Annotated in this window: 10 protein-coding genes; 4 read left to right on the forward strand and 6 right to left on the reverse strand. The window is 66.9% G+C overall.

Annotation, left to right across the window (positions count from 1 at the left end):
* Positions 1-99 precede the first annotated feature (99 nt).
* From HNR51_RS18830 to HNR51_RS18840, 3 genes are all read left to right on the forward strand, one after another.
* Complete coding sequence (locus HNR51_RS18830) at positions 100-1,086, forward strand: nucleoid-associated protein (protein ID WP_182555995.1); 987 nt, start codon at positions 100-102, stop codon at positions 1,084-1,086.
* The gene (locus HNR51_RS18835) at positions 1,083-2,621 is read left to right on the forward strand and encodes a hypothetical protein (RefSeq protein WP_182555996.1); all 1,539 of its coding nucleotides are present in this window, start codon (positions 1,083-1,085) and stop codon (positions 2,619-2,621) included. Before HNR51_RS18830 ends, HNR51_RS18835 begins: the two co-directional genes overlap by 4 nt.
* Positions 2,622-2,832: 211 nt before the next feature.
* On the forward strand, positions 2,833-3,255 hold the full coding sequence (locus HNR51_RS18840) for a hypothetical protein (protein WP_182555997.1): 423 nt from the start codon (positions 2,833-2,835) through the stop codon (positions 3,253-3,255).
* 292 nt (positions 3,256-3,547) lie between these two features.
* Here HNR51_RS18840 and HNR51_RS18845 read toward each other — a convergent pair whose 3' ends face one another.
* The 4 genes from HNR51_RS18845 to HNR51_RS18860 form a co-directional block, all read right to left on the reverse strand.
* Positions 3,548-3,772: a hypothetical protein gene (locus HNR51_RS18845; RefSeq protein WP_182555998.1), complete on the reverse strand. Its 225-nt coding sequence runs from the start codon at positions 3,770-3,772 to the stop codon at positions 3,548-3,550.
* 145 nt (positions 3,773-3,917) lie between these two features.
* Positions 3,918-4,952 carry a hypothetical protein gene (locus tag HNR51_RS18850; RefSeq protein ID WP_182555999.1) on the reverse strand — a complete coding sequence of 345 codons (1,035 nt, stop codon included), beginning with the start codon at positions 4,950-4,952 and terminating at the stop codon, positions 3,918-3,920.
* Between the two features lie 111 nt (positions 4,953-5,063).
* A complete protein-coding gene (locus HNR51_RS18855; protein ID WP_182556000.1) occupies positions 5,064-6,632 on the reverse strand; it encodes an integrase family protein in 1,569 nt (522 codons plus the stop codon).
* A 359-nt stretch (positions 6,633-6,991) separates the two neighbouring features.
* The gene (locus HNR51_RS18860; RefSeq protein WP_182556001.1) at positions 6,992-10,897 is read right to left on the reverse strand and encodes a glycosyltransferase; all 3,906 of its coding nucleotides are present in this window, start codon (positions 10,895-10,897) and stop codon (positions 6,992-6,994) included.
* Between the two features lie 526 nt (positions 10,898-11,423).
* Here HNR51_RS18860 and HNR51_RS18865 point away from each other — a divergent pair.
* The gene (locus HNR51_RS18865; protein ID WP_182556002.1) at positions 11,424-12,332 is read left to right on the forward strand and encodes a methyltransferase domain-containing protein; all 909 of its coding nucleotides are present in this window, start codon (positions 11,424-11,426) and stop codon (positions 12,330-12,332) included.
* Between the two features lie 141 nt (positions 12,333-12,473).
* On the opposite strand, the gene HNR51_RS18870 is transcribed toward HNR51_RS18865, so the two are convergent.
* Complete coding sequence (locus HNR51_RS18870; protein ID WP_182556003.1) at positions 12,474-13,244, reverse strand: anti-sigma factor family protein; 771 nt, start codon at positions 13,242-13,244, stop codon at positions 12,474-12,476.
* A gap of 84 nt (positions 13,245-13,328) precedes the next feature.
* Entirely contained in the window at positions 13,329-13,907 is a 579-nt protein-coding gene (locus tag HNR51_RS18875; RefSeq protein ID WP_063986935.1) for a sigma-70 family RNA polymerase sigma factor, read from the reverse strand.
* Positions 13,908-13,983 lie beyond the last annotated feature (76 nt).

The following is a 13,983-nucleotide window of genomic DNA, read 5'->3' on the forward strand; positions in this document are numbered from 1 at the left end:
CGAAAGCTGGATTTCCCGTCATGGTGGGCTGGTATGCAGCCGTGGCCGTGCTAGTTTGGAACAAATGGCGAACTGAGTAGGCGGTCGCAGCGGGGGGGCATGCCGGTCTTGACGCAACAGGAGCGTGACGCGCTCACGGTCGAGCATTTCATCTTCCACGTCGTACACCACGGAGGCGCGGAGCCACTCCTCTTCGAGAGCACGCCGATCGGTGACTTCGAACGCTTCTTCGTCGGGCGGATCATCGACACCCTCTCGGGCAACCGCTTCGTGTTCACCGACGGATCCGAGACGCACGCAGCCCTCAGGGCGGCTCAGGACGACCCGACCCAATTCGTCGAGACATCGAAGGCGCTCGCCCGCCGGTTCCACAGGAACGACGGACGCTTCCAACGCGGCATCCTCATCGTCACCGCGTTGCGCACCGGCGAGCGCCGGTTCCATTCCCTGATCAAGTACGACCATGAGCGGATGGTGGCCTTCGACGTCGTCGATGCCGGCGCCGCCCTGCGCGACGTGGTGAATGGCCTGACCGAATCCCGCAAGGCCCTGCAGAAGTCAGCCTTGATCGAGCTGGCCGAGGGTGGGGGTCAACTCGTCGTGGTCGACCGCAGCAAGCCGACCGGCATCACCGACTTCTTCCGCGACTTCCTTCAGGTCGAGCGCCTCCACGGGGAAGGAGAGATGACCGCGACCTTGGCCAAGGCCCTTGTGCGCACCGTGCAGGAGCATGCCGATGCGCTCCCGGTGGGGATCACGGCCCGCGTCCGGCCGCGACTGGTCGAGATCGCGCAGGAACGCCCCGACTTCGAGCCCGATGTCTTCTTCGCCGACTTCTTCGGGGCCCATGGGTCGGAGGCGGTCCGCGCCGGGTTCGACGCCAACCTCGCGCGGCTTGGCCTCGACGGCGAGAGCTTCACTTTCGAACCGACGGCACTTCCCGCCGTCGGCCAGCGCCGTTTCCGCACCCGAGAGGGCGTGAGCATCGTGGTCCCCGAGCAGGCGAGCGACACGGTGGCGTTCGAGGAGCAGGAGGACGGGTCCACGGTAGTCCGCATCCGGACAGGTCACGTGACCGAGCGATGAGCGCTCGGTTCGGCCCCCTCTTCGCCGAGCTCGCCGACGAGCTCGCGCGGTCCCCGGGGGCGGCCCTTACGGAAACGGCCACGCACTGCCGCCTGGACGGCGCCGCCTGCGATGACGCCGCCACGCTCGCCCGGATCGCGGAAGCCGCGCGTCTTGCGGCGGCGGAGGGCTGCGGGACGCTGCGCGTTTACGCGAGCGTCGCCGGCGAGCTCGACACGACCGACTGCACGTTGGACGACGTTGCCGGGGAGGCGCTGGCGCTGGTGCTGACCAAGCATCGGGAGCCGAACTGGTGCTATTTCGTGACGGTGGCCGGTTTCGACGGCACCCTCGACGACGCCTTCGCCGCAACGCCGTGCGCGATCTGGGTCGCCAGGAATTTTGACCCCTTCGCGACCGCGACCCTGTCCGTTGCGCCCTGGGGCGGTCCGAAGGAGCCGCCGTCTCCGGGCGAGCGGATCGAGCGCCCGCGCAAGTACGTCCGCGACCTGACGCACGGGCGCACGCCGTCGGAGGTCGCCCCTTGGCTGCCCGCCGGGCCGATCCCTGCGGACTCGACCGTTTTCGCCGCATGGCGCGGCAAGGCCGCCGACCGCTTGGCCGCCTGCCTACCGAGCGAGATCAGGCCTTTCGAGGATGGCTTGGCCGTGGTGCTCAAGGGACCGCGCTCCTCACCGGTTCCTGTCGGCCCGGTCCCGTCGGGATGGGCGGCCGAAGCGTTCCCGGTGCTCGTCGAGGCGGCGGACTGGGTTTACGGCCTGCCACGGGAGACCGAGGCGCGCTTCCAGTTCCTCAACAACCACCTCTCGGTTGGCTGGAGAGAGGCGGAGACATGGCCCGGGGGCTTGGCGCGCACGCTGCCGGGCAGCCTGGCGAGCGCCCGGGAGGCCTATGCCTTCCACCTGCAGGACCAGAGCAAGGATGCCCTGAAGACCCTCGGCGACCTGCGCAAGTCTCTGCAGGACGAGGTCGGCCGGGCACAGTCCGCCACGCGGGACCTACTTTCCACGTTGTGGCGGGACCTTGGCGTCGCCGGCATCGTCCTCGCCCTCCGGTCCCCGGCCGCGGCGCAGATCGCGTCGGCGCCGACCCTGCGATGGGTGACCCTCGCGACGGCTGCGGTCCTCTTGCTGAGCCTCGTGGTCACCCTCCTGTCGAACTACCGGTTCAACCGGCTCGCGGACGAGGGACGCTCCCAATGGCGCAGCCGCCTCTACGCCTTCCTGCCGGATACGGAGTGGGACAGGCTGGTCGAGGAGCCGATCCGGCGTGGCCGGCGCGTCTACCACGCCATCCTTCCGTTCGTAGCGCTCCTCTACGTCGTGGCGGTAGCCTACCTCCTCGCCGTGGGGCTCCCGGCTGCTGCCGGACCGTCGGCGGCGGGCGTGGTATCGGTCGCGGCATCCGCACCGTCGGGAACGTCAGTGCGAGAGCCGGGTACGGACGCCGCGGCCGCAACGCCCCCGAACACGACTGTTCTGCCGGTGCCCGGGTATGACGCGCCACGTGAGCTTCACCGGCTCCCCGAACCATAGCGTTCGCCATGTGACGGATGAGGCCGGCAGGGATGTCACCACCGCTGCCGCCTTCAGGCCAAGCTGGCCCGTTCCAGTCAGTCGTCCGGATCGCGAACGGGCCGCCCCTCGCCAACGGTGCCTGGCACGCGGGCCGAGGATGCGCGACCTCGGGTCAGACCCCATATGGCCGATGGGCCGACCGGCGGATCGGCCGCATGGAGTGGCGAGCGTGAACCAAGCGGTCAAGGACAAGCTCATCGAGATCCTGACGCAGGCCTACGGCGGCGAGGTGCGGGAGACCTACGACGCCTGCGTCGCTGCCCAAGCCGAGTTAGGCGGCACCGAGGATCGGCCCGTGGCTGCCTACCGGCGTTGCCTTACGGACGGAACGGTGCGCGTGGAGGTGATCCCGCTCCCCTTCCACGGCGCGGGTGGCAATGACGTCGTGCGGTTCGTGTTCGAACTGAAGGGCCTGTCCGGCGCCGTGTTCGGCTCGGTCAATGCCGAAGCGGCGACCCAGGCCATGAAGCGATGGGTCGTCACCGAGGCAGACGTGGTGACCGAGGCGAACACGGCGACCTCACGGCAGGTTCTGGAGGGCAAGATCCTGGCGATCCAGGTCGCCGCGCTGGAGCCCGTGCCCTGTCCCTGAGCGGACGCGTGCGGCGGATCCGGCGGCCCTGTCCTTCGCGATTCGTCGGGAAACCGTCGGGAGCGGCCCTGGGCCCCGAGGGACTCGTGGTTGGTGGGCAAGAAACCGACTGGCTGTAACCCATTGATTTCCATCGAGCCCGGTTCGGTCTGGTTCGGCCGCAAGCGGGTTCATCCACTCGGGCAAACCAAAACCTTCGGGAAACCTACGGGACGAAATTTCGTCCCGCCGACCGCTGTGCCCAGGATTGTGGAGGCTGGCCGTGACAACACGAGACTGAGGCCCTCAACCCTCAGTCGATAGGGAAGAACCTATATCGCATGTCGGGGCGGATCCGTTTCGTGAAGATCGTCACCGTTCCAGTAATCGAGATCCCGGCCGGCAGGCCCGTGTTCTTCAGCGCAATGACCTGACCAACATCGGCCAAGCTCGACAAGTGGGAAGAGAACCGCTCGTCGAGCACGCTCGCCCTGACGGCGAGCTCGTCCTCGCCAAGACCACCGTGCTTCTCGTCCATCGGCTCGCGATACGTCAGCAGGGGCGTGCCCAGGGCTCTGAACGCGGCGGTGACGACATAATGTAACCGGTCGGTCGCGAGGTAACAGCGCCGTTGGCTTATCGGAAGGACGCCGGCGGTCTCAGCAAATCCTTCCGTGTTCCGATTAAATTAGCGTCGATCCGAACCTAGTTATGGCTTTCCGCGCTAACGTCTGAAGAAGATGACGCCATTTGGGCAGGTGCGCATCGTCGTCTAGGACGGAGCCAGACTGCAAAGTATAGCCATAGCTGAACTTGCCGTGGACGATGGAATTCCTGAACGCGTAGATTGCCTCTCCAAGGGCACCACTGCTACTTGCTTGTATAATATTATCCTCAACAGCTTTATTCAAAATGACTGTATCTGAAATCAGATTTACGAGATGAAGAAGGGGCCCCTTCTCATCTTTGAATACCACGTCCATGACGCGCTTCGCGAACTCGGCTTCCGACACCGTACCATCGTGGCGAAGCTTCGTCAGTTTGGTTTGATTTGTCAGGAAAGAGAAATATTCTAGCGTTCTATAAAAGTAGATACATGCCGCCGCATTATCAGCTTGTGCAATTCCGAAATGGTAGAAACGCAACGGATCCAAGTCTTTTATAATCGGTCCCAAGGACAAAGACACCGGCTCTGGCGCATCCTGCTCTTCGTCCCAGAGGAAACCGTCGTCCATGGCGAAAGGAGAGGGCAAATCTCCTGTCCGCTCATGGTATTGTATGCAGGCGTTCAAAAAAGCAGCCTCTACATTATCCACAGCAACACCCGTCATGCGAGCTGTATGTATCACATCCCAGGAGCCGAAATATTTAGGCCTATGAATGTAATCGAATACATATGCAGCGAATGGCGACGCCTGTCCGAAGCTGACCTCCATGTTTCCCATCTTGAGAGACATAAAAGCGGAAACTTGACCTACCAGAATCTCGGCATACGACCCAGCCATGAATCCTTTCGCGCCAAACATTTGGAAATAGGTCGGATTTGCTTTTTCAAGCTCGTCCGGTCTTGGATAATATTCATGAGGTGGTACAAATACTCTTACATGCCCTGGCGGCCATGAAACGTACTCACCGTTCTCAACCGCCTCATACGTCAAATGGTCTGTCTCGAAATGCGAAGAGTCAGGCTCGAATTCGAATGGAATGATTGGAGGCATGTCGGCGTCTCGCTCGCGCTGGCCGTGCGCTGAAGAATTAGTCCTAGAGGCAAGCTATGCGGCAGGCACGCCAGAACGGTAAGGCCAACCGGCACTGCTTGGGGAATCAGGTCACACTGTGGCCACCCTCTTCCGCTGCTTCAGCGTCAGCCCGGCCGCGTAACGCTTGGCGTTGACGTATTGCAACCGAGCCTTTTCCTTACCCTTGTCGAGCCCGCGCCGCTCATCACGCAGGCGTATGATCTCGGCTTTGAGTTCGGCCATGGGCAGGAGGGTCGCGGCCTGCGCAGCGGGCTCAAGGAGCGCCTGCCAGGTCTCCATCACCGGCACCTTGAAGTGCAGCATCTCGTCGTCGGTGTAGCGCCTCGTCATCCTGTTCTCGTCGCGGGTCGTGGTCGAGCCCAGGGACAGGTGGTCGAGGATGTAGCCGATGAAGGTCAGGTGATGACCGTGCTTCGAGAGCGTCGAGGGGAAGCACCTCCGGACGTCATGCGGCGTCATGCCCGCACCCGGGATTGTCGGGAGGCTCTTCGTGATTGTGCCGACATCCAGGTGCCCCTGTCGCGCCGGAACACCTGCCTTGGCCTCACGGCGGCTGGGGAACAGCCACGAGGACGTCGGTTCGTGCTCCTTCAACCAGGCGAGATGCGTGAAGACCCCGGTCCAGGCGGAGGGGGGCAACGGGATGGTGTGGACGATTTCCTGATCATCATGGGCCTTGCGGTGCCCGACACGCCAGAGGCCCCACCCCTCGCGTTCGTCCCAGGGCGCGAACTCCTCGACGTGGGCGCGGGCGATGGTCAGGCGCCGCTGTGCCGTCCAGGCCAGCAGATGAAGGGCGGCGGAGATCACCGGGTCCAAGGCACCGCTGCGCGCGGCAGCAACCACAAGGCCGAGGCGCTCCAGAGCCGGAAACCTCTGCCGCTTCTTGACGTCCCCAAGGCTCGGCGCCTTCACGTCGGCGAGGACTCCGCGGGCGACGCCGGACGCCTCTCGGTTCGCAGGTTCGTAGAGCCAGTTCCACATCCGCTTCCCGACCCGGACGACGTCGTTGGCTTGGGAGCGTTTACCTTCCAGGACGAGCTTCTTCACGACCTTGTCGAACATCACGTCGGTGATCCTGGCGACTGGGGTCAGGTCGAGTTCGCGCATGGCCGGGCAGCCGACCACGCTGGTATAATTCCGCACCGTTTCAGGTGTCAGGTTACCTACCTTGGCCTCGCCCTCCAGATGCCGCCCCCAGGCGGTCCGCGCCTGCAGGTAGTTCCATGTCGTCACACGCTCTTCCCGAGCCCGCACGACCTGGTGGTGCGGCTCGGGGTCGGCGCTGGGGTCCTTAGCGGCCTTGCCCTTGTTACGGTCCTGCCAAGCCAGGCGATCCAGCATGGACTTCATCCAGTAGGCATCGGGCACCCCATGGTCGGTGGTGATGTGCCACCGAACCGATTGGGCGGCTTCCCGGGCATAGCCGAGTGGCCAAAGGTCGAGCGGGCCCAGGGTCACCCGGTACGGCTTGCCCTTGTGCTGGACCCGGACCTGCCAGACGCAACCCGACGGCTGCACGCGCAGGACGAGGCCATGCCCGCCTATATCGACGATCTCGCGCCTGCCCCCCGCCGCCGCATCTTTCCGGGCGGCGTCGAGGGTAGTGGATCGGATCTCGACGCGCTGGCTCCCCATGCTCCCTCCGGCCGTAAGAGCACCCGCAGGCTAGGACAGCCCTAGGACAGCCTCAGAAAACCAAGCATGGATTTGATGTGCAATGCTTTTCTGTCGAAACGGCCGAAATCGTCTAGGAAGTGAAGTGCCCTTTGCTACGCATAGGCCTTTTTCGTCAGTGGCTTACGACCAGTCAGATGGAGTGATGCCGCCTGGGCCCAGAGCGGGAATGAGCCTTTGGGTAATATTGAGAGGCTCCGCCTTCTAAGCGGCAGGTCGTAGGTTCGAGCCCTACCGGGGTCGCCAGCCCCATCCTCCATCGCTCGTCGTCCGGCGACCCAGCCGACACCGACCGGCCGCTTCGGCGCACCGCCGCGCTCTTACTGCGCGAGCAGCCTGTCGTAGAGAGCGATCAGATCCTCGCCCTGATCCGCGGCGGTTCGGAGCGGCTGCGAGGGTGGCGGTGGGCTCGCGCGGAATCGTTCGGGATCAGCATCGATGCGCTTCAACGCGGCGCGCAGCCCGTCCGGCGATCCGACATCGACCCGGAAGCCGTTGACGCCTTCCTCGATGTCCTCGCCGATCGCGCCGAGTTCGCTCGCCACGACCCACAGCCCCGCCGCGCGCGCCTCCCGCGTCACCAGTCCGAAACTCTCCGGCCACAGGGAGGGAGCGAGCAGCACGTCCATGTCGGCGTAGAGCTCGCCGATCCGCTCCTGCGGCGCCTTGCCGAGGATCCGGACGGGGGTGGCGCCCCAGGTCTCCTCGCTCGCGTAATCGGTCGAGCGGGCGTGATCGACGAGGGTGAGGCTCAGGTTCTCGAACCGTCCCGCCCGCAGGATCGCCTCGATCAGCGTGGCGCCCTTGTGAGCCGTACGGCCGCCGATATGGCCGAGGCGGACCCGGCCCGCCGGCCCCTGCCGCCGGACGACCGGCGCCAGACGCGGGACGCCGTTCGGAATCGCGATCGTCCGGGGAAAGCCGGCCCTGCGATAGATGTCGGCGAAGGATTCCGACACCGCGGCGATGATTGCGGCGGGGCCGAGCACCCGTGCCAGCCTCCGGCGGCGCGCGACCGATCCCGCCGGTGTGACGGAGCGGCTCGTCGCGTCCGCGAGGAGGTCGGGCGACGGCATCTGCACCAAGCCGTCCTCGTCGATGAGGAACTGGAAGTCGGAGATCCACCACGCGTCGTGGACGGTGATCATGTAGGGAATCGCCCTGTCCCGCACCGCCTCGACCACGCTGGCGGTCAGTTGCTGAACGCAATGAACGTGGGCGAGGTCGGGCTCGAAGCGGTCGAGCAGGGCCTCGAACTCCGCGCGGACGTTCGGGTTGAACGGGCGCCAGTCCATGTTCGGCTCGCGCGGCGTGGCGATGCGGAAGACGGGGATCCCGCGATAGGCGTCGATGCGCGTCCGGTAGGGAGGCTCGACCTCCATGTCCGAGGCCACCACCGCGAGTTCGAACCGGTCCGCGGCGTGATCGAGGAGATGGTCGATGTTGTCGCGCACGACCCGCGTGGCACCCCCGACCGTCTGGGGCGGGAAGTAGACGTTGATCACGAGGAGGCGCGGCTTGCCCTCCCGGCGCTTTCGCGCGGCGGGCTTCGGCCCGTCTTGCGGCGGCGACGCATCCTCGCGGGCGAGATCGGCCCAAGCCTCGTCCGAGGGCGCGCGGGCCGCCGGTGCGGTGCCGGACGGCAGGGACGGGGCGGCCGGCTCCCGGGAGCGCCGGGGCGAGCCGGCGAGGAGTCGTTCGAGGACATCGACGGCGGCGTCCAGACCGTAGGAGGCCAACGCCTTGGTCCGCGCTCGATCCCCGATCCTCCGTCGCAGCGCGGGATCTTCGATCAGCGCGGCGAGCGCCCTCGTCCAGTCCTGAACCGAATGCGCCAGCAGAGCGTCTTCCCGATCGACGAGAATCTCGCGGTAGGTGCGGGTCGCGCTGACGATCGAGGGAATGCCGCACATGGCGGCCTCCAACCACTTGATCTCGCTCTTGGCGTCCGCGAAGAGGCCGGGCGCGAGGACGGCGAGGTTAATGTCCGCCCCCGAGAGCGCCTCCCAATAGGCCGAGACGTCGTCGGTGAAGCCGAGCTGGCGCACGCGGTGCGCGAAGCGCCGGAAGCCGTCGCCGAGCCGCAGGTAGCCCGCGGTCACGAGGCGGATCTGCGGATGCCGCTCCATCATCGCGAGAAGCGCGGGCGCGGCGAGGTCGTTGAAGTCCTTGTTGTGCGCGCGCGTGCCGGATCCGTAGAAGATCGTCAGCGTCGTATCCGAGAAGGGCGCGCGGGGTCGCTTCAGGAAGGGCAGATTGCGCGCGTCGAGACCGTTGCGCAGCACGTGACAGACGCCCGAACGGACGAGCGGACGCATCCGCTCGGCCAGCGCCGGCGTGGAGGTGAGGCCGATATCGCAGGCCTGCATCGCGTAGCGGAACAGGGGCACGCCGAATTGCAGCTCGACATAGTGCTTGTGCGTGATCTGCCCCTCGAAGCTCTCGAGCGGGTCCGGGAAGAGAGCCGCATCGAAGACGATGTCGTCGATCTCGTAGATCGTCGGCAACCCGAGCGCCCGCGCGTAGAGGATGGCGTGCAGGACGCCGGGAAAGGCCGCCACCCGGTAGAAGATCACCGCCGCCGCCCGGTCGAGGGCCGGCCGGCAATCGGCCGCCTCGTCCTGCCGGAATACCTCGACCGTCCAGCCGCCATGCTCGAGCTGCTGGATCTTCTGCACGACACGGTAATGGTCGCATTGGGGAAGGTCGCGGTTGGCGACGATGACGACGTGCCCGTTCGCCGGGGCCGCGAGCCGCGCCGGCAGCGGATCGACCGCCTCGATCAGGCTGCCGATCTGGTCGAGGCAGGCGGTGAGGCGATCATCCGCCTCCTGCCGCCGGCCGGCCATGTAGTCGATCCGCGCCTCCTCGCTGGTGCGGGCGAAGAACGCCTGGAGGGTCCGGTGCGCGGCAGCGCGCCATTCGGCGCTGGCGTGCCAGTCCCGGGCCGAGCGACGGACACGGTCGAGAGCCTCCGTCACACCGCTCGACTGCGCGAGCAGGCCGTCGATCGCGTGGATGTGGCTCCACACCGCGGCGCCCGGCGCGTCCGAGGCATGCGCGAAGGCGCGCGCCGCATCGTTGGTGCGGCTGAGCATGCGCAGGGCGTCGCCGCGCCGATGATGCAGGCGGCCCGAGACGTGGCCGGCCTTGAGCGCCCGATCGAACGCCTCCTTGGCGGCGATGGCGTTGCCGTTCTCGAGGTGATGCTCGCCGATCTGCTCCAGGAGCTGGGCCGAGCAGGCCTGCCGCACGGGCTCGAGTTCCCAGAGCTGGAAGCCGAGCTTCATGAAATGCCGGAGGGCGTTCAAACGCCCGGGCGGCGGCGGGGGCACCCCTTCGGGCAGCAGCGAGCGATAGACCGCCTCGTCGAAGCTCTCCGGAAAGGTCTCCTCCCCGATGAGCTGGAGCAGCGCCGCGGCCTCGGTCCCGGGCTCACGCTTCGGCACGCCCTCGCTCAGCCAGTGCCGGTACAGGTCGACATCGCGCACGCCGACGGGCGCGTCCGGGTTGTTCGAGCGGTAGAAATCGGGATCGAAGCGCAGGCGCAGGGAGATCGGCGCGAGGCGTCCCACCCCCTCGGTGAGGAAGACGACCAGCCCCTCGATGCGTGAGGCGGGCGGGCGCGGCAGCCACGCCTCGTTCAGCAACCCGAATTCGTGGAGCATGAACAGGTCGAGCCAGGCTCCCGGCGAAACGCGCGCGCCGACCAGCAATTGGACGAAGCTTTCGGCAGGGCGTGCCGCGAGGCGGAGCCCGCCCGGCGCAGCGCGGGACGCGAGCATGGCTTCGTATTCCTGCTCGAGGGCCGACAGGTCGGCCGCGTAAGTACGCCCCTCGAACCGGCCGAAGCGCAGATAATGCTCGCCGAGTTCCCACGGCTCGGTCAGAGCCGTCAGATCGTCGTGGAGCGCCCGGTAATGCGACGGGATGAAGTCCGCCGGGAGCGGGCCGCTCTCGCCCTCCAATGCGGCGATCAGGGAGGCGGCGTTCGGCGCCCGCCCCTCTCTCCGCCCATGCTTGGCGTAGTGCTGCCTGAGGAGCTTGCGGTCGTCGCCCAGGATGGCGAGGTCGGGATAGTAGCGCCGATAGAAGACCGGATCGAAGCCGCCTTGGCCGATCAGCGCCCTCGGGACGCGGATCCTCGCGCTGCGCGAAATCTTGCCCAGGCCGACCTGCTTCGAGAGCAACTGCAAGCTACGCTTGAACAACGCCGGCAACCTCATGCGTGGATTGATCCACGATCTTCAGGAAGGATCCGACGGCCTCCCTATTTCAATCCGGTGACAGGCCTTACGAATGCGTCATCAAACCGGACGCCCAGGAACACGGATCTCATCACGCCCTGAAATTACCTCTCACCCACACCGATTGGCGCATGGATAGGCTCTCCACCGACGAAATACGCTCCTCTCTGTATGACATGTGCGCCGAATTGCCAGAGCCCGCACGCCGCTTCCGATCACTCCGACGCGAGCGAAAGCGGTGCGCTGTCCCATTCGGGACCGACCACCTCCAAAGAACCTGTGATTGAGAGCACCAGGGCTGCCGCTCGCGGAGCAGGGCTGTCGGAGCTTCCGCCCAACATCTCGGAGCCGCCGCTCGAACGCGTCCGGCCTCAAACGATGGTAGCCTCGGCTTCCGCGGCGCTCGATGCCTTGGCTCGGCCGAGGCCCGCTTCGAACGATTGCACGCCAGCGGAAAAGAACGTTACTCGGCGTTCCCTTCCCTGAACGGTGAGACGTCCGCAGCATGCATCCCGGTGGCCTGTCGCTGGACGCCTTCCTGAGCCGCCGGTCCGCGGACAGACGCCTCGCCCGCCTCACGCACGACGTTCCCCTGCCCAAGGCACGGGGTCTCGAATTCGGGCCGGCGAACAATCCGACAGCTTTGCCGGAGGGCTTCCGCGTCGCCTATGTCGATCACGCCCTGGACGCCCCGGCCGACCTGCCGAATGCCGTGCCGGTCGATCATGCCTGGGCCGGCTCGGGCTCGCTGGCAGCGGCGCTCGGACACGAGGCGCTGGGACAGAACGGCCTCGACTTCGCCATCGCCGCGCAGGTCGCGCAGTACGTGCCGAACCTGCTCGGCTGGTTTCGCGGCATCCATGCCGTCCTGCGGCCGGGCGGGGTGCTCAACCTCTCGCTGCCCGACCGGCGCTTCATGTTCGATGCCGGCCGGAGCGACAGCACCATCGCAGAGCTGGTCGAGGCGGACCTGCTGGATTACGACCGGCCCAGCCCGCGCCAGATCTTCGCCCATACCTATCAGGCCCTCGCCGTCGAGCCCGGCGCGGTCTGGGCAGGCGAGGATCCGAGGCGCGCGCCGCGGTTATGCGGCGAGTTCGCCCTGGCACTCGCGCACAAGCAGGCCGCCGAGAGCCTCGCCTCGCGCCGTTATCAGCTCTGCCATTGCTGGGTGTTCACGCCCCTCTCCTTCCTCGACGTCGTCGAGGCGGCGGCGCGGCTCGGCCTGTTCCCGTTCGTGCTGAACCGGATCGCCGGGACGGAGCCGGAGGGGTTCGAGTTCTACGTCTCGATGCGGCGCGACGCCGAGACGGATCCGCAGGCGCTGCGCGGCCTGCAGGAGGTCGCCGTCACCCACTTGCGTGAGATCCTGACGCGGCAGCAACGGACGGCGCGGCTGCTCGCCACCGCCTGAGCCCCATCCAGGCGGTCCCCTGCTCACCGCAGCCGCCGGAACAACAAAGCCCGGATAGGCCGGGCGGACGGAATCCGCGCCGGCCTATCCGGGCTTGCTCGATGGTGCCTTCTCCGAGGCTTGGCGCTCCTTCGGGGCGCCTTACTCGCGGATCGCGGCGAGGCGGGCGGCCGCGGCATGGAGGGCCGGGTCGTCGCGCGAGCCGCTGAGCGCGTAGGCGGTGGTGCCGTTGCGCCAATAGGCGGTGGTGCCGTCGCTCGAACGGGCCACCGGCTCCGCGCCGTCCGGCAACGGGGCTCCGCTGCTGTTCTTGGCGAACAGGGCGAGTTCGCCGATCTCGGGCGACTGGATCGAAATCTCGATTCCGGTGCCGTTCCGGCTCGGGAAAATCTGCACGTCCCGGACGGACCAGCCCGTCGGCAGCGGCGGCAGGTCGACACCGGTCGCGGCCTCGAGGTCGGCGGGATCGTAGGCCGAGGCCATGGGCTGGCTCGACGTGCGGGCGCGGATCTGGACGGCCTCGCGGGCCTGCTTCGCTTCCTCGGCCAAGGACGGGTCGATCGGCGAGGCGAAGGATTCGGGCACGCCGAAGCTGCCGCTCTCGGTATGGGCGAGCCAGCCCGCCCCCACCAGAACCACGACGGCCGCCGCCCGGCGCAGGCGAGAGCGCACCCGCTGCCACGCGAAGGCGCGGTCGATCCGGCGCGCGTCCGAGCGCAGCCGCTCCGGCGGCAGGCTCGGCACCGGCAGGAAGGCCTCCCGCAAGGCGTCGCGGTCGCGCAGGTCGGCCATGACCCTCAGCGCGTCCTCGGGATTGCGCGCGAGATGCGCCTCGACCTCGACGCGGCGCATCCGGTCGAGCTCGCCATCGACATACGCGATAAGATCGGTTTCCGTGACCGGGTCGACCATCAGCCCACTCCGACTGCCCTGCTTGCCCACCGTCCAACCTCTTCGTTTTTCGGCGTTGTTGTTGTTAACGGCCAAACAGGGTCTTCAATTCCCACCCACAACGCGAAGATGTGACCGGCCACGCTCAGGACCATCGTCGGTAGAGCCGGCGGCGGCCTTGCCCTTGCGCCCGCCTTCCTCGAAGGCGCGCAGGGCCGCCCGGCCGCGGCCGAGCCGGGACATCAGGGTGCCGATCGGGATCCCGAGCACGGCCGCCGCGTCGGCATAGGCCATGCCCTCGAGGGTCACGAGGTGGAGCGCGGCGCGCTGCTCCTCGGGCAGGTCCTCGAACGCCTTGCGGATCTGCATGAGCCGCACCTGCCCCTCCTGGGCCGGCGGGGCCACCTCCTCGGAGAGCTGCACCAGCACGTCGGCATGGCGTGCCTCGACCCGCTTGCGGCGCTGCTCGTCGATGAAGACGTTGTGCAGCACCGTCATCATCCAGGTGCGCAGGTTCGTATCGGGCCGCAGGTTCGCGCGCGATTCCAGGGCGCGAACCATGGTGTCGTGGACGAGGTCATCCGCCTTGAGCGAATCCCGCGTCAGCGACCGGGCGTAGCGCCGCAACGGCACCAGCAGGTCGACGATATCGGAGCGTTTCGAGCGCGTTCTATCGAGCACCATAAACCGTTGACGTCTGCCCGGCGGCTTTATTCCGCCCCGCTGAAAAAAATTCCGAAAAATTTTCGGAGGGGGCCGA

The organism is Methylorubrum thiocyanatum (assembly GCA_014138645.1).
Lineage (GTDB): Bacteria > Pseudomonadota > Alphaproteobacteria > Rhizobiales > Beijerinckiaceae > Methylobacterium > Methylobacterium thiocyanatum.

Coding starts and splice junctions, on each gene's coding strand:
- HNR51_RS18835 (WP_182555996.1), top strand. CDS start 1,083: ATGAGCGCTCGGTTCGGCCCCCTCTTCGCCGAGCTCGCCGACGAGCTC.
- HNR51_RS18875 (WP_063986935.1), bottom strand. CDS start 13,907: ATGGTGCTCGATAGAACGCGCTCGAAACGCTCCGATATCGTCGACCTG.
- HNR51_RS18870 (WP_182556003.1), bottom strand. CDS start 13,244: ATGGTCGACCCGGTCACGGAAACCGATCTTATCGCGTATGTCGATGGC.
- HNR51_RS18855 (WP_182556000.1), bottom strand. CDS start 6,632: ATGGGGAGCCAGCGCGTCGAGATCCGATCCACTACCCTCGACGCCGCC.
- HNR51_RS18860 (WP_182556001.1), bottom strand. CDS start 10,897: ATGAGGTTGCCGGCGTTGTTCAAGCGTAGCTTGCAGTTGCTCTCGAAG.
- HNR51_RS18830 (WP_182555995.1), top strand. CDS start 100: ATGCCGGTCTTGACGCAACAGGAGCGTGACGCGCTCACGGTCGAGCAT.
- HNR51_RS18845 (WP_182555998.1), bottom strand. CDS start 3,772: ATGGACGAGAAGCACGGTGGTCTTGGCGAGGACGAGCTCGCCGTCAGG.
- HNR51_RS18850 (WP_182555999.1), bottom strand. CDS start 4,952: ATGCCTCCAATCATTCCATTCGAATTCGAGCCTGACTCTTCGCATTTC.
- HNR51_RS18865 (WP_182556002.1), top strand. CDS start 11,424: ATGCATCCCGGTGGCCTGTCGCTGGACGCCTTCCTGAGCCGCCGGTCC.